This window comes from Streptomyces sp. NPDC042336 (assembly GCF_055581985.1).
Genome location: NZ_JBVJEA010000015.1, coordinates 122,904 through 138,373, shown reverse-complemented (window position 1 = coordinate 138,373; position 15,470 = coordinate 122,904). Strand labels below are relative to the sequence as shown.

Annotated in this window: 17 protein-coding genes; 9 read left to right on the top strand and 8 right to left on the bottom strand. The window is 73.1% G+C overall.

From position 1 onward, the window contains the following. Positions 1 to 13: 13 nt before the first annotated feature. The 4 genes from ACZ6IM_RS28595 to ACZ6IM_RS28580 form a co-directional block, all read right to left on the bottom strand. Positions 14 to 982: an aldo/keto reductase gene (locus tag ACZ6IM_RS28595; RefSeq protein ID WP_052842651.1), complete on the bottom strand. Its 969-nt coding sequence runs from the start codon at positions 980 to 982 to the stop codon at positions 14 to 16. 78 nt (positions 983 to 1,060) lie between these two features. Further along, positions 1,061 to 1,615, bottom strand: coding sequence for a flavoprotein (locus ACZ6IM_RS28590; protein WP_052842650.1), 555 nt, complete (start codon positions 1,613 to 1,615; stop codon positions 1,061 to 1,063). 100 nt (positions 1,616 to 1,715) lie between these two features. Continuing rightward, a complete protein-coding gene (locus ACZ6IM_RS28585) occupies positions 1,716 to 1,940 on the bottom strand; it encodes a ferredoxin (RefSeq protein WP_469560285.1) in 225 nt (74 codons plus the stop codon). 12 nt (positions 1,941 to 1,952) lie between these two features. Next, entirely contained in the window at positions 1,953 to 3,227 is a 1,275-nt protein-coding gene (locus ACZ6IM_RS28580; RefSeq protein WP_469560282.1) for a cytochrome P450, read from the bottom strand. A 375-nt stretch (positions 3,228 to 3,602) separates the two neighbouring features. Between ACZ6IM_RS28580 and ACZ6IM_RS28575 the strand changes: the two genes are divergently transcribed. Continuing rightward, positions 3,603 to 4,052 (top strand): nitroreductase family deazaflavin-dependent oxidoreductase, encoded by a 450-nt coding sequence (locus tag ACZ6IM_RS28575; RefSeq protein WP_052842647.1) that lies wholly within the window; start codon positions 3,603 to 3,605, stop codon positions 4,050 to 4,052. 64 nt (positions 4,053 to 4,116) lie between these two features. On the opposite strand, the gene ACZ6IM_RS28570 is transcribed toward ACZ6IM_RS28575, so the two are convergent. Next, on the bottom strand, positions 4,117 to 5,037 hold the full coding sequence (locus tag ACZ6IM_RS28570; protein WP_052842646.1) for a cation diffusion facilitator family transporter: 921 nt from the start codon (positions 5,035 to 5,037) through the stop codon (positions 4,117 to 4,119). Positions 5,038 to 5,221: 184 nt separating this feature from the next. On the opposite strand from ACZ6IM_RS28570, the gene ACZ6IM_RS28565 reads away from it, so the two are divergent. Both ACZ6IM_RS28565 and ACZ6IM_RS28560 read left to right on the top strand, forming a co-directional pair. Continuing rightward, positions 5,222 to 6,247 carry a glutathione S-transferase family protein gene (locus tag ACZ6IM_RS28565; protein ID WP_052842645.1) on the top strand — a complete coding sequence of 342 codons (1,026 nt, stop codon included), beginning with the start codon at positions 5,222 to 5,224 and terminating at the stop codon, positions 6,245 to 6,247. A gap of 70 nt (positions 6,248 to 6,317) precedes the next feature. Beyond that, positions 6,318 to 6,620: a DUF4235 domain-containing protein gene (locus tag ACZ6IM_RS28560; protein WP_469560279.1), complete on the top strand. Its 303-nt coding sequence runs from the start codon at positions 6,318 to 6,320 to the stop codon at positions 6,618 to 6,620. A gap of 4 nt (positions 6,621 to 6,624) precedes the next feature. On the opposite strand, the gene ACZ6IM_RS28555 is transcribed toward ACZ6IM_RS28560, so the two are convergent. Then, positions 6,625 to 7,020, bottom strand: coding sequence for a VOC family protein (locus ACZ6IM_RS28555; RefSeq protein ID WP_052842643.1), 396 nt, complete (start codon positions 7,018 to 7,020; stop codon positions 6,625 to 6,627). Between the two features lie 254 nt (positions 7,021 to 7,274). On the opposite strand from ACZ6IM_RS28555, the gene ACZ6IM_RS28550 reads away from it, so the two are divergent. Continuing rightward, positions 7,275 to 8,216 carry an NADP-dependent oxidoreductase gene (locus ACZ6IM_RS28550; protein WP_052842642.1) on the top strand — a complete coding sequence of 314 codons (942 nt, stop codon included), beginning with the start codon at positions 7,275 to 7,277 and terminating at the stop codon, positions 8,214 to 8,216. Positions 8,217 to 8,387: 171 nt separating this feature from the next. Next, a complete protein-coding gene (locus ACZ6IM_RS28545) occupies positions 8,388 to 8,774 on the top strand; it encodes an anti-sigma factor antagonist (protein WP_052842641.1) in 387 nt (128 codons plus the stop codon). Here the strand turns inward: ACZ6IM_RS28545 and ACZ6IM_RS28540 are convergent. Further along, on the bottom strand, positions 8,740 to 9,693 hold the full coding sequence (locus tag ACZ6IM_RS28540; RefSeq protein ID WP_052842640.1) for a ribose-phosphate diphosphokinase: 954 nt from the start codon (positions 9,691 to 9,693) through the stop codon (positions 8,740 to 8,742). The genes ACZ6IM_RS28545 and ACZ6IM_RS28540 overlap by 35 nt on opposite strands. Before the next feature lie 200 nt (positions 9,694 to 9,893). Here ACZ6IM_RS28540 and otr(A) point away from each other — a divergent pair, with 200 nt between their 5' ends. The 4 genes from otr(A) to ACZ6IM_RS28520 all read left to right on the top strand — a co-directional run bounded on the left by otr(A) (position 9,894) and on the right by ACZ6IM_RS28520 (position 15,107). Continuing rightward, positions 9,894 to 11,801 carry a tetracycline resistance ribosomal protection protein Otr(A) gene (gene otr(A), locus ACZ6IM_RS28535; protein ID WP_469560274.1) on the top strand — a complete coding sequence of 636 codons (1,908 nt, stop codon included), beginning with the start codon at positions 9,894 to 9,896 and terminating at the stop codon, positions 11,799 to 11,801. Between the two features lie 17 nt (positions 11,802 to 11,818). Continuing rightward, the gene (locus ACZ6IM_RS28530) at positions 11,819 to 12,502 is read left to right on the top strand and encodes a DUF4230 domain-containing protein (RefSeq protein ID WP_469560271.1); all 684 of its coding nucleotides are present in this window, start codon (positions 11,819 to 11,821) and stop codon (positions 12,500 to 12,502) included. Between the two features lie 670 nt (positions 12,503 to 13,172). Then, positions 13,173 to 13,712: a VanZ family protein gene (locus tag ACZ6IM_RS28525; protein ID WP_469560268.1), complete on the top strand. Its 540-nt coding sequence runs from the start codon at positions 13,173 to 13,175 to the stop codon at positions 13,710 to 13,712. 129 nt (positions 13,713 to 13,841) lie between these two features. Further along, complete coding sequence (locus ACZ6IM_RS28520; protein ID WP_052842636.1) at positions 13,842 to 15,107, top strand: ricin-type beta-trefoil lectin domain protein; 1,266 nt, start codon at positions 13,842 to 13,844, stop codon at positions 15,105 to 15,107. 33 nt (positions 15,108 to 15,140) lie between these two features. Here ACZ6IM_RS28520 and ACZ6IM_RS28515 read toward each other — a convergent pair whose 3' ends face one another. Further along, entirely contained in the window at positions 15,141 to 15,377 is a 237-nt protein-coding gene (locus ACZ6IM_RS28515) for a hypothetical protein (protein ID WP_052842635.1), read from the bottom strand. Positions 15,378 to 15,470 lie beyond the last annotated feature (93 nt).

Genomic DNA, 15,470 nt, shown 5'->3' with positions numbered 1-15,470 from the left:
GCCGGTCCCCTGGTCAGTGACCGGCGATCGGGTGCGGCGCGTAGGGCCGCTCCAGTTCCTCGGTCTCCTTCTCGGTGAGCGTCAGTTCGACCGCCGCCACGGCGTCCTCCAGGTGGCCCGGCCGGGAGGCACCGACGATGGGCGCGGTGACCGTGTCCCGGTGCAGCAGCCACGCCAGGGCCACCTGGGCGCGCGGAACACCGCGCTCGCCGGCGATGCGGGTGACGGCCTCGACCACGGCGCGGTCGCCCTCCTGGTAGAGGGTGCTGCCGAAGGTGTCGGTGGTGCTGCGCTCGGTGGCGGTGTCCCAGTCGCGGGTGAGGCGGCCGCGGGCGAGCGGGCTCCAGGGCAGCACGCCGACGCCCTGGTCCGCGCAGAGCGGCAGCATCTCGCGCTCCTCCTCGCGGTAGACGAGGTTGTAGTGGTTCTGCATGGACACGAACTTCGTCCAGCCGTGCCGCTCGGCGGTGTACTGCATCTTGGAGAACTGCCATGCGTACATCGAACTGGCCCCGATGTAGCGGACCTTGCCCGCCTTCACGAGGTCGTGCAGGGCCTCCATCGTCTCCTCGACCGGGGTGTGCGGGTCGAAGCGGTGGATCTGGTAGAGGTCGACGTAGTCGGTGCCCAGGCGGCGCAGGCTGTGGTCGATCTCGGTCATGATCGCCTTGCGGGACAGTCCGGCGCCGTTCGGGCCGGGCCGCATCCGGCCGTTCACCTTGGTCGCGAGCACGATGTCGTCGCGGCGGGCGAAGTCGGCCAGCGCCTTGCCGACGATCTCCTCGCTGGTGCCGTCGGAGTAGACGTTGGCCGTGTCGAAGAAGGTGATGCCGGCCTCCAGCGCCTGCCGGATCAGCGGGCGCGAGGCCTCCTCGTCGAGGGTCCACTCGTGCGTGCCGCGGTCGGGAACGCCGTAGGTCATGCACCCCAGGCAGATCCGCGACACGTCCAGGCCCGTCGAACCGAGCTTCACGTACTGCATCGTTGCCGCTCCTGTCTTCGTCGATCACCGCTACCAGGGCGAGCGTACGTCGTCGTGCGGGCTGGAACCTGGTCCGGGTCAGTGCCGTTCGAGCAGGTCCAGGGCTCGTTGCCAGCCGAACTCCGGGCGCCCGCCGTCCTCCCCCGGGTCCCCGGTGTACGGGTCGCCGAAGCGCACGCCCATGCCGCGCAGCCGGGCCAGGCTCTCCCGGTACGCGGGGTGGGAGGCCAGTGCGTCGGCCACGCACGGCAGGACGGCGACGGGGACACCGAGGCCGCACGCCTCGCACAGGGTGGCCACGGCGAGGGTGTCGGCCAGGCCCGCGGCCCACTTGTTGACCGTGTTGAAGGTGGCCGGCGCGACCACGACGGCGTCGGGCGCCGGGAAGGGCCGCGGCTCGCCCGGCGTGCGCCAGGCCGAGCGGACCGGGCGGCCGGTAAGCGCCTCGACGGCGGCCGCGTCGAAGAAGCCGCCCATGGCGACCGGCGTCGCGATGACCCCGACCTCCCAGCCGCGCCCCCGCGCCGCGTCGATCAACCCACCGACGCCCTCGGCCACGCCCGCGGCGCAGACGACGACGTAGAGGAAGGGCCTCGCGGCCCGGTCGCTCCCGCTTCCAGCCTGTTCGCTCACCCAGGAACCCTACTGGGCGGGCCCCGGGTTGAGGTTGCGCCGGTCCCGCCCGTGGACTCGTACGGGAACCGGACGGCGACAAAAGGGGGACGCGCCGATGTCAGCGGGCGCCCGGAAGGGTCCCGGCGTCCTCGGCGGTCTCGACGCCGATCGCGCCCACGGGGCAGGCGCGGGCCGCCTCCCGTACCAGCGCGCTGCCGCCGCCGTCCTCCCGTCCGGGCCGCAGCGTGCTGTAGCCGTCGTCGTCCTGGGTGAAGACGTCAGGGGCGGTCAGGGCGCACTGTCCCGCGCCGATGCAGGTGTCCTTGTCGATGGCGATACGCATGTCCGGAGCCTCCTACCAGGCCACGGGGAGTTCCAGCATGCCCTGGATCGTGTCGCCGGGTTTGAAGGGGATCTCGTCGGCCGGTGCGGCCAGGCGCAGCGCGGGCAGCCGGTCGAAGAGGGTGTGCAGGGCGATCTCCAGTTCGGCGCGGGCCAGGTTCTGGCCGAGGCACTGGTGGATGCCGAAGCCGAAGGCGACGTGGTGGCGGGCCGGGCGGTGCCAGTCGAGGGCGTCCGGGTCGGGGTAGACACTCTCGTCGCGGTTGATGACGGAGGTCGAGAAGACGACCCCGTCACCGGCCCGGATGGTCTGCCCGTCGACGTCGATGTCCTCGGTGGCCATCCGCAGCAGCCCGTCGGCGATCGACAGGACGCGCAGCAGCTCCTCCACGGCGTCGGGCAGCAGCGCGGGGTCCGCGCGCAGTTCGGCCAGCCGGCCGGGGTTGGTCAGGAGGGCGTAGGTGCCCAGCGAGATCATGTTGGCGGTGGTCTCGTGGCCGGCCACCAGCAGGATCACCGCGAAGGCGATCAGCTGCTCGCGGTCGATCGCGCCGTCGGACGACTGCCGCCGGACCAGGTCGTCCAGCAGGCCGTCGCCGGGTGCCCGCCGCTTGCGGTCGACCAACTCCCCCAGGTACGCCTCCAGTCGGTCACGGGCGTCCGCCGTGTCGGCGGGCAGGGGGCCGCGCAGCAGCCGGCGGGACTGTTCCTCGAAGAAGTCGTGGTCGGCGTAGGGGACCCCGAGCAATGCGCAGATCACCATCGACGGCACGGGCAGCGCGAAGGCCGACACCAGGTCGGCGGGCGGGCCCTGGGCGATCATCGCGTCGAGCCGTTCGTCGACGATCCGCCGGATGCGCGGGCGCAGCGCGGCAGCGCGTTTGAGGGTGAACTCCGGGAGCACCATCTTGCGCTGGGCGCGGTGCTCGGGGTCGTCCACTCCCAGCAGGGCGGTCCTGCGCCCGCGTACGGCGGCCAGGCGCGCCGAGGTGGCGGGGAAGCCGTCGCGGGTGCGGTCCGTCGACAGCCGCTGGTCGGCCAGCAGCCGGCGGGCGGCGGTGTGCCCGGTCACCAGCCAGGCCGGGCGGCCGTCGAAGAGCGTGATCCGGGTCAGCGGCCGGGCGGCGCGCAGCGGGTCGTAGCCGGCGGGCGGCTGGTAGGGGCAGGTCCGGTCCTGCGGGAAGGCGACGGCGGGCGCCGCGCCCTCGTCCCGCGCCGGGTCCGGGTTCGCCGTGGTGCCGGTGTTCGTCGTCGTGTCGGTGTTCGTCGTCGTGTCGGTGTCCGTCATGGAAGACCTCGCAGACGAAGAGTGCGTCGTGATCTTCATTAGATGCCCCAGGCATCTATGAGGCGACGTCAAGTTCGGCCAGATCGGTGGCGGGGGCAGACTGGCCGGGGAACACCGGTCGGGGACGGCCGGGCCCCACCGTGCCGGTCGGGTGCGCGTCGCACGTGGCTCGTTCGCGACCTCCGGCGGCCCCGGCGGTGCCCGCGGACTGGCCGAGCGGCACGGTGTGCCGACCGGCCGCCGGACCCGCTCCGTCCGGTTGCCCGCGCGGCCCTGGGGTACGAGGGGCAGGATGCGGTAAGGATGGTCACGCGCCGGTCGGGGGCGCCCATCGGTCCGGCCGGCCTGACGACACGACGACACGGACGGATGCACATGCCTCTTGACGGTGAATACGAACCCAGCCCGACGCAGTGGGTGCGCGAACAGGTCGAGTTGTACGAGAGCTCGGGCGGCACCGAAGGCACGACCCTGATGGACACCGGTCTGCCCGTGATCCTGCTGACCACCCGGGGCGCGCGGAGCGGCAAGCTGCGCAAGACGCCGCTGATGCGCGTCGAGCACGAGGGCCGGTACGCCGCGGTCGCCTCCCTCGGCGGGGCTCCCAAGCACCCGGTCTGGTACTTCAACGTGACCGCCGATCCCCGGGTGGAGCTCCAGGACGGCCCGGTGAAGCGGGACATGACGGCCCGTGAGGTCACCGGCGCGGAGAAGGCCGAGTGGTGGGAGCGCGCGGTCGCGGCGTTCCCGCCGTACGCCGACTACCAGAAGAAGACGGACCGGGAGATCCCCGTCTTCGTCCTGGAGCCGTCCGACGCGGGCTGAACCGGGTGCGCCGAACTTTCCCGGATCGGCGCGCATGGACCGGCGGGTGCCGGGAAGACGTCGCTCAGGCCCCGCCGCGTTCCCCCGTCGCGGCGGGGCTTTCCGCCGTCTCCCGCGCCAGCCGGTCGGTGACGTCGAGGAAGACCTGCCCCGCCTCGGGGACGGTGCGCGCGATCGACCTCTTGATGCGCACGGCGACCTCCTCCACCCGTTCGCTGTCCAGGCCCGGCACCAGGTCGACGCGGGCCGCCACCAGGGTCGAGTCCAGGCCGGTCTTCATGGTGAACAGCGCCTCGACGCTGTCGATCTCCGGCTGGGCCCGCAGCAGCGCCCTGATCCGGCCGCTGGCCTCCGGGTCGGCGGCCTCGCCGATCAGCTGGTCGCGGGCCTCGCGGCCCAGGCGGTAGGCCACGTAGACGAGCAGTGCCCCGATGGCGAGCGAGGCGCAGGCCTCCCACACCACCTGCCCGGTGACCATGTGCAGCACCATGCCGGTCATGGCCAGGCAGACGCCGAGCACCGCGGTCCCGTCCTCGGCGACGACCGTGCGCAGCGCCGGGTCCCGCAGTCCGTCGGCGAGCCCGCCCTGACCCCGCACCTGGTGCAGGGCCCGCAGCAGGGAGCCGCCCTCCGCGAGCAGGGCGACGCCGAGCACGATCAGTCCGGCCACATAGCCGCTGAGCTTCTCGTCCGCCCCCGTGCGCAGGGCCTCGACGCCCTGGAAGAAGGAGAAGCAGCCTCCCATGACGAAGATGCCGACGGCCGCGAGGAGCGACCAGAAGAACCGTTCCTTGCCGTAGCCGAAGGGGTGCCGCCGGTCGGCGGGGCGGCGGCTGCGGCGCAGGGCGGCGAGAAGGAAGATCTCGTTCATGCTGTCCGCGACCGAGTGTGCCGCCTCCGACAGCAGCGCGGGCGAACCCGCGACGAACCCGCCCACCGCCTTGGCGGCGGCGATCACCAAGTTGGCCACCAGGGCCACGAGCACGGTGACGCGCGTCCTGCGGTCGGCCTTCCGGCCCGGCTTGTCTTCCCCACCTGTCCCACTCACGAAGCCCCGACTGCCCCGGCCGGCGCGACTCACACCCCGCTTTGCGGGTGGCCGCCAGTGCCGACCGGCGAAAACGGGGAACGCCTACACAGGGACACACGGACAGCGGAAGGGCAGGGCCATGAGCGGCGACGACGGGACGCCCGGGAACAGCGGCTACGGAAGGAAGGCGTTCAAACGGTCCCGGAGCCACTTCGCGGACCGGATCACGGCGGACGGCCGGGACGGCTGGCCGGTGGCGGCCGGCCGCTACCGGCTGGTGGTGAGCCGCGCGTGTCCGTGGGCGAGCCGTGCTCTGGTCTCGCGGCGGCTGCTCGGCCTGGAGGACGCCCTGTCCCTGGCGGTCGCCGACCCGATCCAGGACGACCGCAGCTGGCGCTTCACGCTGGACCCGGACGGCCGCGACCCGGTCCTCGGCATCCGCTACCTCAGCGAGGCCTACGACCGGCGGGAGACCGGCTACCCGGGCGGGGTGAGCGTGCCCGCGGTGGTGGACGTGCCCAGCGGGGCCCTCGTCACCAACGACTACCAGCAGATCACCCTCGACCTCGCGACGGAGTGGACCGCCCTGCACCGGCCGGGCGCCCCCGACCTGTATCCGCGGGCCCTGCGCGACGAGATCGACGAGGTGATGGCCGGGGTCTACGAGGACGTCAACAACGGCGTGTACCGGGCGGGCTTCGCCACCGGCCAGGAGGAGTACGAGACCGCGTGCGCGGGTGTGTTCCGACGCCTGGAGCAACTGACGCCCCGGCTGGAGCGGCAGCGCTACCTGGTCGGGGACACGATCACGGAGGCGGACATCCGGCTGTTCACCACCCTGGTCCGCTTCGACGCCGTCTACCACGGCCACTTCAAGTGCAACCGCTGGAAGCTGACGGAGAACCCGGTGCTGTGGGCCTACGTCCGTGATCTCTTCCAGACGCCCGGGTTCGGGGACACCGTCGACTTCGACCACATCAAGCGCCACTACTACCAGGTGCACACCGGCATCAACCCGACCGGCATCGTGCCCATGGGCCCGGATCGGACCGGCTGGCTCACGCCCCACCACCGGGAGGAGCTGGGCGGGCGCCCGTTCGGCGAGGGCACCCCGCCGGGACCGGTCAGGGCCGACGAGGAGGTTCCGGTGCGGGGCAGGCCCTGACCCGCACCGGAACACGAACGACCACTCGACAGATACGGCCATTCAGCGCACAGCAGGCAAGGAGATCCTCATGGCGAAGCTGAAGAAGAAGAAGCTCCCCCTCGCCTACAAGCCCGTCGGGTTCGCGCTCGGCTGGCTCGGCGGCACCCTGGCCGGGATGGCGTTCCAGAAGACCTGGAAGATCATCCGGGACGAGGACGACGCGCCCGACGCCCTGGACCCGGACCGCGGCTGGGGCGAGATCCTGCTGGCCGCCGCGATCCAGGGCGCCATCTTCGCCGCGGTGCGCAGCGCCGTGGACCGCACCGGCGCCAAGGCCATCCAGCGCTCGACCGGCACCTGGCCGGTGCCCGACAAGGGCGGCCGGGACTGACCGCCTAGCCCTGCTTGGGCGCCGTCGGCGCGAGGGCGTTGCGGAGGGTGAAGGAGTGCCCGGCCGGGTCGGAGAAGCCGCGCTCCTCGTGCGGGCCGGCCGGGTCCTTCGCCTCCACCGGGCGCCCGCCGAGCCCCACGATCGCGCGCTCGGCCTCGTCCAGGTCCGCCACCACGAAGTCCAGGTGGACCTGGAGGGAGTTCTCCGGGCGCGGCCAGCTCGGCGGGGTGGCGTTCACGTCCCGCCGGAAGGCCATGCGGAAGCCGCCGGGGCCCTCGATCTCGATGCGGTTGGCGCTCACGTCGCTCTCCTCGGCGCCCAGCAGCTCCTTGTAGAACTCGGCGAGCCGCTCGGGTTCGGCGCAGTCGAGCACCACGACGCCCGCGTTGACCAGTGCCATGTCTCCTCCGAAGGATTCCGGGCGCGGGGCGTCGTGCCCCGTGCCCTGTACCTTGCGGATATCCCGGCCCGGCCGAAGCAGTCGGTGGGCAACCGCCCCCGACGCCATGACCGGTTGGTCACGACGGTGCCGCGGCGGGCCCGCCCCGTCCCGGTCGCGTCGGCCCGTGCTGCCGGGTGGCCGCGGGAATGGCACGATCACTTCGGAGGTTGCAGTCCCTGCCGCCCGTTCCGTCCCCTAGTTGCGAGGTCCCGATGAACACCATGCGCGCCGTCGGCCAGGACGTCCTGGGCGGTCCCGAGGTCCTGAAGGAGGTACGGCCCGAGCGTCCCGAGCCGCGCCCGAACGAGGTGCTGGTGCGGGTGCGCGCCGCCGGGGTGAACCCGACGGACTGGAAGCACCGGGCCAACGGCGGCTTCCTCGGCGAGCCGCCCTTCGTGCTGGGCTGGGACGTGTCGGGCGTGGTGGAGTCGGTGGGGATCGGCGTCGCCGCGTTCCGGCCCGGTGACGAGGTCTTCGGCATGCTGTCCTATCCCTTCGGCCACGGGTCGCACGCGGAGTTCGTCACCGCTCCCGCGCGCACCTTCACCCACAAGCCGTCGGGGATCGACCACGTCCAGGCGGGCGCCCTGCCCCTGGTCTCGCTGACGGCGTGGCAGGCCCTGGTGGAGCGCGCGGACGTACAGCCGGGGCAGCGGGTGCTGATCCACGCGGCGGCCGGCGGTGTGGGCCATGTGGCGGTGCAGATCGCCAAGGCCCGGGGTGCTCACGTGATCGGCACCGCCAGCGCGGGCAAGCACGAGTTCCTGCGCTCGCTCGGGGCGGACGAGACCGTGGACTACCGGGAGACGGACTTCGCCGAGGCCGTCAAGGACGTCGACGTCGTCCTTGACACGATCGGCGGCGACACCTCCCTGCGGTCCCTGCGCGTGCTGCGCCCGGGTGGAGTCGTGGTGTCGATCCTGCCGGTCGGGTCGGACGAGTTCTTCGAGGAGGCCGACCGGCTGGGCGTGCGGGCGGTGCGGATGCTGGTCGACGCCGACCGGGCCGGCATGGAGGAGATCGCCCGCCTGGTCGAGTCGGGGAAGCTGCGGGCCACGATCGCACAGACGTTCCCGCTGGCCGAGGCGGCACGGGCACACGAACTGGGCGAGACCGGCCGCACCACGGGCAAGCTCGTCCTCGTGGTCGACTGATCGTTCACCCCTCCCGGTCGGCGGGCCGGCGGTGCCGCTGTGAGATTTCGATGACATATGTCAATCGAACATGCTCAAACTCGCTCGATCGGGGTAACTTTCCGAGCGGACTGGGTAGTTGAGCCCCCGGAAGCAGGCCGGAAAGGCCGCGACAGGCTGGAGGCAAGGTTCGTGCGGCAGGAATCCGCGTCGCCCACCCGGCATCTCCGTGTGCGCCACCACCGAGGGCACACGGTGCTGGAGTTCCGGGGCGAGATCGACATCGCCTCCGCGGCGGAGATCGCCCCGCACCTGGACCGGGAGACGGCACGTCCCGGCGCCCGGGTCGTGCTGGACCTCGGCGGCATCGAGTTCTTCGACTGCTCCGGGCTGCGGCTGCTGTACCGGGCCCGCAGCCAGGTGCTCGACCGGGGCGGGCAGGTGCGCCTGGTGTGCGCCCACCCGCTGACCCTGCGCATGCTGCGGATCACCGGTCTGGCGCGGCTGCTGCCTCCGTGGCCGACCCTGGAGGAGGCCCTGGGCGTCAGCCGGCCGGCCGGGCGTCGAACAGGGCGCTGACCGACTCGCCGTTGTGGATGCGGCGCACCGCCTCGGCGAGCGCCGGGGCGATGGACAGGATCCGCAGCTTGTCCGTGTGGTCGTCCACCGGCACCGGCACCGTGTTGGTGCACACGATCTCCAGCACGTCCGGCTGTTCGCTGAGCCGGCCGAGCGCCCCGGCCGCGAACAGCCCGTGCGTACAGGCGAGGCGGATGGTGCGCGGGCCCGACTCCCGGAGCCGGTCGAGGAGTTCCAGCACCGTGCTGCCCTTGGCGATCTCGTCGTCCAGCACGATGACGTCGCGCCCCGCGACGTCCCCGATCACCGCGCTGATGCTGACCCGGTCGTCGGCGTACCGCTGCTTCGCGCCGGCCGCCACCTGGGCGCCGAGCATCCGGGCGAACGCCGCGGCCTCCTTGGCGTTGCCCAGGTCCGGCGAGACGACGGTCGCCCGGGACAGGTCGTACTGCCGGAAGTGCGCGGCCAGCTCCCGCAGCGCGTGCAGGTGGTCAACCGGGACCGAGAAGAAGCCGTGGACCTGGGGCGAGTGCAGGGTCATCGCGAGGACCCGGCCCGCCCCCGCCGCCACCAGCAGGTCGGCCACCAGGCGCCCGCCCAGCGAGATGCGCGGGGCGTCCTTCTTGTCGGAGCGGGCGTAGGAGTAGTGCGGCATGACCACGGTGATGCGGCCGGCCGACGCCCCGCGGGCCGCGTCGCACATCAGGAGCAGCTCGACGAGGTGTTCCTGGACCGGCTTGACCAGCGGCTGGACGAGGAACACGTCCCGCTCGCGGCAGTTGGCCATCAGCTGCACCTCGAGGCAGTCGTTGGCGAACCGGCTGACCCGGGTGGGGCTGAGCGGCACGCCCAGCTGGGCGCAGACCTCCTCGGCCAGGTCGGGGTGGGCACTACCGCTGAACACGGCGATGTCTCGCACGGACCGCTCCTCGGGTGTTCCTGTCCGGCCGGAATCCCCAGCTTACGGAAATCCTGTTGCGCCGCTCCCGGGGCCCCGGGCCATGATGGCGCGGTCCGTGCCCCGCCGCTCCCCTCACGTCAGGAACCCGCACATGCGCCGACTCCTCGGAATCCCCCAGCGCCCCTTCCGGCTCACGGCTTTCGAGGACTCCGCCCCGCATGCGCACTTTGAACATCGGCATCCTGGCCCACGTCGACGCAGGTAAGACCAGCCTCACCGAACGGCTCCTGTTCGACCACGGCGCCATCGACCGGCTCGGCAGCGTCGACGCCGGCGACACCCGTACCGACGACGGCGGCATCGAGCGCCGCCGCGGCATCACCATCCGCTCCGCCGTCGCCGCCTTCACCGTCGGCGACACGCGGGTCAACCTGATCGACACCCCGGGACACTCCGACTTCGTCGCGGAGGTCGAGCGCGCCCTGGAGGTGCTCGACGGCGCGGTGCTGCTGCTGTCCGCCGTCGAGGGCGTACAGGCGCGGACCCGCGTCCTGATGCGCACCCTGCGGAGGCTGCGGCTGCCCACGCTCGTGTTCGTCAACAAGATCGACCGGGCCGGGGCGCGCACCGACGGTCTGCTCGACGACGTCCGGCGCCTGCTGACCCCGCACGTCGCGCCGCTGACCGAGGTGGCGGACGCCGGTACCCCACGCGCCCGGGTCACCCGGCGCCCGCCCGACGGACGGACCGCGGAGGCGCTGGCCGAGGTCGACACGGACGTCCTGACGGCCCTGGTCGACGGACCCGAGCCCAGCGCAGAGGACCTGGCAGCCGCCCTGGCCTGCCGTACCGCCGACGGCTCGTTCCACCCGCTGTACCACGGCTCCGCGCTCGGCGGCCAGGGCGTCGCGGAGCTGGTCGAGGGCCTGGTCGGCCTGGTCCCGGCCGCCGCGCCCGGGACGTCCCGCGGCGCGGAACCGCGCGGCACGGTCTTCGCGGTGCGCCCGGGACCCGCGGGTGAGCGCACGGCGTACCTCAGGCTGTACGACGGTCAGGTGTGCCCCCGCCGGCGGCTCACCTTCCTGCGGCGCGAGTCCGACGGACGGACCACCGAGGTCTTCGGCCGGGTGACGCGCCTCGACGTGGTCGGCGGGGACGCCACGCTCACCGCCGGGAACATCGCCGCGCTCACGGTTCCCGGGGGCCTGCGCGTCGGCGACCGGCTCGGTGAGCTGTCCGACCGCGCGCCGCAGTTCGCGCCGCCGACCCTGCAGACCCTGGTCCGGGCGGTGCGCCCGGAGCAGGCGGCGCCGCTGCGCTCCGCCCTGCTGGCGCTGGCCGACCAGGATCCGCTGCTGCACGCCCGCCGGGCGGCGTCCGGCGCCACCGCCCTGCTCCTGTACGGCGAGGTCCAGCTGGAGGTGCTCGCGGCGACGCTGTCCGAGGACTTCGGCATCGAGGCGGAGTTCACGCCGGGCCGCGTCCGGTTCCTGGAGCGTCCCGCCGGTACCGGTGAGGCGGCGGAGGAGATGCCGTGGCTCGACCACACCCGCTACTGGGCGACGATCGGGCTGCGTGTCGAGCCGGGTGCGCGGGGCTCGGGCGGGGAGTTCGCCCACGAGACGGAACTCGGCGCGCTGCCCCGCGCCTTCCACCAGGCCGTCGAGGAGACCGTGCACGCCACCCTGCTGACCGGGCTCACCGGCTCGGCGGTCACCGACTACCGGGTGACGCTGGTCCGCTCAGGTTTCTGCTCGCCGGTCAGTACGGCCGCCGACTTCCGCGGGCTGACGCCGATCGTGCTGCGCCGTGCCCTCGCCCGGGCGGGGACCGTGCTGTACGAGCCGTACCTGGCCTTCGAGGCGGAGGTCCCGGCGGACACGCTGGCCGCGGTGACGGCCCTGCTGGCCTCGCTGGGCGCGGACTTCACCGGTACGACGGGCGGCGACCCGTCCTGGACCGTCACCGGGGAGGTGCCGGCCCGGCGGGTGCGGGAGGCCGAGCTGCGGCTGCCGGGGCTGACGCGCGGGGAGGCGGTGTGGACGTCCCGCCCTTCCGCGGACCGTCCGCTGAAGCCGGGAAACGGTGGGCCTGGCAAGGGAGTTGGGGGGCATCAGGGTGAGTAGGAAGGAGGGCCGTCGCCATGACGACTCCCGTCAAGAAGCCCACGCCTGCCGCCGAGAGGCCCGCGCGCCGCATGCCCGGCTGGGCGAAGGCGCTGACCGCGCTGGTACTGGTGCTCGTCGTGCTGTTCGCGGGACTGCGCCTGAGTGTCGTGCCGGGGCTGAAGGACCTGTTCGGCTCCGAGACGCAGGACCGTTCGGGCCCGGCGCTGCTGAAGTCCGTCCAGGACATCAGCCGTTACGACGCCGCGTCGGGCAACTTCCAGGTCGTCGTGGACCTGGAGAAGGACGCCAAGTTACTGCCCGACGCGATCCGCGGCACCCGCACCCTGTACGTCGGGGCCGGCACCGTCGACGCCTTCGTCGACCTCGGGAAGGTGGGCGAGGACGACGTGACGGTCAACGGCGAGCGGACCTCGGCCACGCTGCGGCTGCCGCACGCGGCGCTGGGCGAGCCGGCGCTCGACCCCGACCGTTCCTACGCGGTCTCCAAGCAGCGCGGGCTGCTCGACCGGCTCGGCGACCTGTTCTCGGACAACCCCAACGGCGAGCAGGCCGTGCAGAAGCTCGCGGCCCGGCACATCGGCGACGCGGCGAAGGACAGCGAGCTGAAGGCGCGGGCGGAGAGCAACACCACCGCCATGCTCCGGGGGCTGCTGACCTCCCTCGGCTTCGAGGAGGTGCGGGTGACGTACGGTACCTGAGGTCCGCCGTGGGCACCGTCGCGCTCCCCCGGAGAGGATTCCGGGCGGCGCCGGCGCGCCGAGCGCGGTGGTGCCCACCAGCAGCCAGGCCACGTAGTCGCCGATGTGCCCGGACTGCGGCCGCCCCGGGGGCGGCACCCGGCCCGGCGCGGCGAGCAGCCCCGGCCGCCCGACGGCGCCGGCCGCCAGTGCCACGGCCGGCACGGTCGACGGGAGTCCCAGGCCGACACCCAGGGCGTCCAGCGCACGGAGGTGTGGACCGGCCCGGCGGAGCCGGCCTCGCTCACGGCATGCGCCACCGCGTTGCCGAAGGCCGGAACCGCACCGGCCGCGAGGGCCCCGGCCAGCGGCAGCGCGGGGCCCGCAGTCATGGTGTCCGGTACGCGGCCGAGCCGCTGCCGGGTCTCGGGCCCGTTGACGTGCCGCCGGTGCCGGCGCACAGGTTCCGGGTGGCGGCGCGGCCCGCAGGTCACCACGCCCCGCACCGTGGCGCCGATGCCGCCGGCGAGTACGACTGCGGCGACGAGGGTCCAGCCGTTCACCGGCCGGTCACCGCCCGCCGCGGAAAACCGGGCGCCGGTGGGCGGGGCACGCGGTACGGCGGGCATCCTCGGCGGATCGGCGGGTAAGCGCCCTACCACGCGGGGACGTTGACGACTGGAGGACCGACATGACTCGTGCCGTCTCGAGGCCCCGTTCCTGGCCGCGCCCCCGCCCCGCCAAGCCCCGGGAGGACGACCGTCGCGAACGGCACACGCTCGCCCTGCCGTTGCGGCTGCTGGCGACGGCGTGCGCGTTCGTCTTCATGGTGGCCTTCGCGGTGGTGCTGGCGCGGCTGACCCTGCAGCCCTCCCCCGCGTCCGAGGCCCTGACGCACACCAACCTGCACCCCGGCCGCTCGCTGGAGGCCTATCTGGACCAGCCCGCCCTGCGCGACGCGGTCAAGCAGATCGGCGGGAACATCCTGCTCGGCGTGCCGTTCGGTGTCCTGGTCCCGGTCGTCGCCCCCCGCACCCGCGGTGTGCTGCGGGTGCTGCTGCTGACGGCCGTGGTGATGCTGCTGGTGGAGTCCGCCCAGGGCGTCCTGGTCACCGGGCGGGCCTTCGACGTCGACGACGTCATCCTCAACACCGGTGGGGCGCTGATCGGTTACCTGCTCCTCGGCCGGCGGATGAGCCGCACGGTGCACGCGCGCGGGGGACGTACCTGAGAGCGGGCCGTCCGGTCCGTACCAAGGTATTGACCCGCCCTTATCTCACTACTCGAATAAAGAGGCGACACCTCCAACCCCCACCTCGGTCGGCGCCTCCGTGCGAGGCGCCGTACGGAAGGGAGAGCCGTGGCCCGCCCACGCCTGCTCCGCAGATGTCTCCTCGCCGCCGCCCTGTCCGCCGGACTGGCCGCCTCCCTCGTGACCGGCCCCGCCCAGGCGGCCCCGGAACCGTCCCGGGCCGCCGGGAGCGTCGGCGACTCCTCCTCCGCGGCCGCCGCCGTCGCCTTCTCCGACACCTTCGACGGCCCGGCCGGCGCGGCCGTCGACTCCTCGAAGTGGCAGATCGAGACCGGCGACAACGTCAACAACCACGAACGGCAGTACTACACCTCCGGCAACCGGAACGCGGCCCTGGACGGCCAGGGCCACCTGGTGATCACCGCCCGCAAGGAGAATCCGGCCAACTACCAGTGCTGGTACGGCACCTGCCAGTACACCTCGGCCCGGCTCAACACCTCCGGGAAGTTCACGGCGCAGTACGGGCACGTCGAGGCGCGGATGAAGGTGGCGCGCGGGCAGGGCATGTGGCCGGCCTTCTGGATGCTGGGCACCCCGGTGAACTGGCCGGACTCCGGCGAGATCGACATCATGGAGAACGTCGGCTTCGAGCCCTCCACCGTGCACGGCACCCTCCACGGCCCCGGCTACTCCGGCTCGGGCGGCATCGGCGCCGGCTACACCCTGCCGGGCGGCCAGGCCTTCGCGGACGCCTTCCACACCTTCGCCGTCGACTGGGCGCCCGACTCGATCACCTGGTCGGTGGACGGCACCGTCTACCAGCGGCGCACCCCGGCCGACCTGGGCGGGAGGCAGTGGGTGTTCAACAGGCCGTACTTCCTGATCCTGAACCTGGCGGTCGGCGGCTACTGGCCGGGCGACCCGGACGGGTCCACGGTCTTCCCGCAGACGCTCGTCGTCGACCACGTCTCGGTGACGACGGGCGACTCACCGGCCGGCGGCGCGATCCGGGGACTGGCCGGCAAGTGCGTGGACGTCGCCGCGGCGAACACCGCCAACGGCACGCCGGTGCAGCTCTACGACTGCAACGGCACCGCGGCCCAGCAGTGGACGGTGGGTTCCGACGGCACGGTCCGGGCGCTCGGCAAGTGCCTGGACGTCAGCGCCGGCGGCACGGCGGACGGCACCGTCGTCCAGCTGTGGGACTGCAACGGCAGCGCCGCCCAGCGCTGGGTCGTCACCGCCGCGCGCGACATCGTCAATCCCCAGGCCGACAAGTGCCTCGACGTCACCGGCAACAACTCGGCCAACGGCACCCGGCTGCAGATCTGGACCTGCACGGGCGGCGCCAACCAGAAGTGGACGGTCGGCTGAGGCACGGGGCCGGGGCCGGCGCCGTGGCTCCGCCTAGTGCGGCATCCAGGTGAACTTGTCCCCGCCCACCCAGCGGACCACGTCCGGGTCGTCCAGGTCGTGGACCGTGATGCCGAACGCGGCGGCGGCCTCCAGGACGTCGGTGACGGCCTTGGCCTCACCGACCACCTGGCCGTCGATCTCCACGATCCGGAACGGGGGCGGCCCCGGCTGCACCCCGAGCACGAGGATCCGCGGACTGCCGATGTGCGGGCTGTCGATCTCGGTCATGTCTAGAGGGTAGGCCGCAACCCGTGGGAGCGAGGACCCCGCCGCGTGGCAGGCACGGGCGCGGCCGCCCGGCTCGTGGTGCGGGTCCCGGTG

Excerpts from the sequence above, each read along its gene's own strand:
- ACZ6IM_RS28595 (WP_052842651.1), bottom strand. The coding sequence starts at position 982 with ATGCAGTACGTGAAGCTCGGTTCGACGGGCCTGGACGTGTCGCGGATC.
- ACZ6IM_RS28585 (WP_469560285.1), bottom strand. The coding sequence starts at position 1,940 with ATGCGTATCGCCATCGACAAGGACACCTGCATCGGCGCGGGACAGTGC.
- ACZ6IM_RS28580 (WP_469560282.1), bottom strand. The coding sequence starts at position 3,227 with ATGACGGACACCGACACGACGACGAACACCGACACGACGACGAACACC.
- ACZ6IM_RS28575 (WP_052842647.1), top strand. The coding sequence starts at position 3,603 with ATGCCTCTTGACGGTGAATACGAACCCAGCCCGACGCAGTGGGTGCGC.
- ACZ6IM_RS28565 (WP_052842645.1), top strand. The coding sequence starts at position 5,222 with ATGAGCGGCGACGACGGGACGCCCGGGAACAGCGGCTACGGAAGGAAG.
- ACZ6IM_RS28560 (WP_469560279.1), top strand. The coding sequence starts at position 6,318 with ATGGCGAAGCTGAAGAAGAAGAAGCTCCCCCTCGCCTACAAGCCCGTC.
- ACZ6IM_RS28555 (WP_052842643.1), bottom strand. The coding sequence starts at position 7,020 with ATGGCACTGGTCAACGCGGGCGTCGTGGTGCTCGACTGCGCCGAACCC.
- ACZ6IM_RS28550 (WP_052842642.1), top strand. The coding sequence starts at position 7,275 with ATGAACACCATGCGCGCCGTCGGCCAGGACGTCCTGGGCGGTCCCGAG.
- ACZ6IM_RS28530 (WP_469560271.1), top strand. The coding sequence starts at position 11,819 with ATGACGACTCCCGTCAAGAAGCCCACGCCTGCCGCCGAGAGGCCCGCG.
- ACZ6IM_RS28525 (WP_469560268.1), top strand. The coding sequence starts at position 13,173 with ATGACTCGTGCCGTCTCGAGGCCCCGTTCCTGGCCGCGCCCCCGCCCC.
- ACZ6IM_RS28515 (WP_052842635.1), bottom strand. The coding sequence starts at position 15,377 with ATGACCGAGATCGACAGCCCGCACATCGGCAGTCCGCGGATCCTCGTG.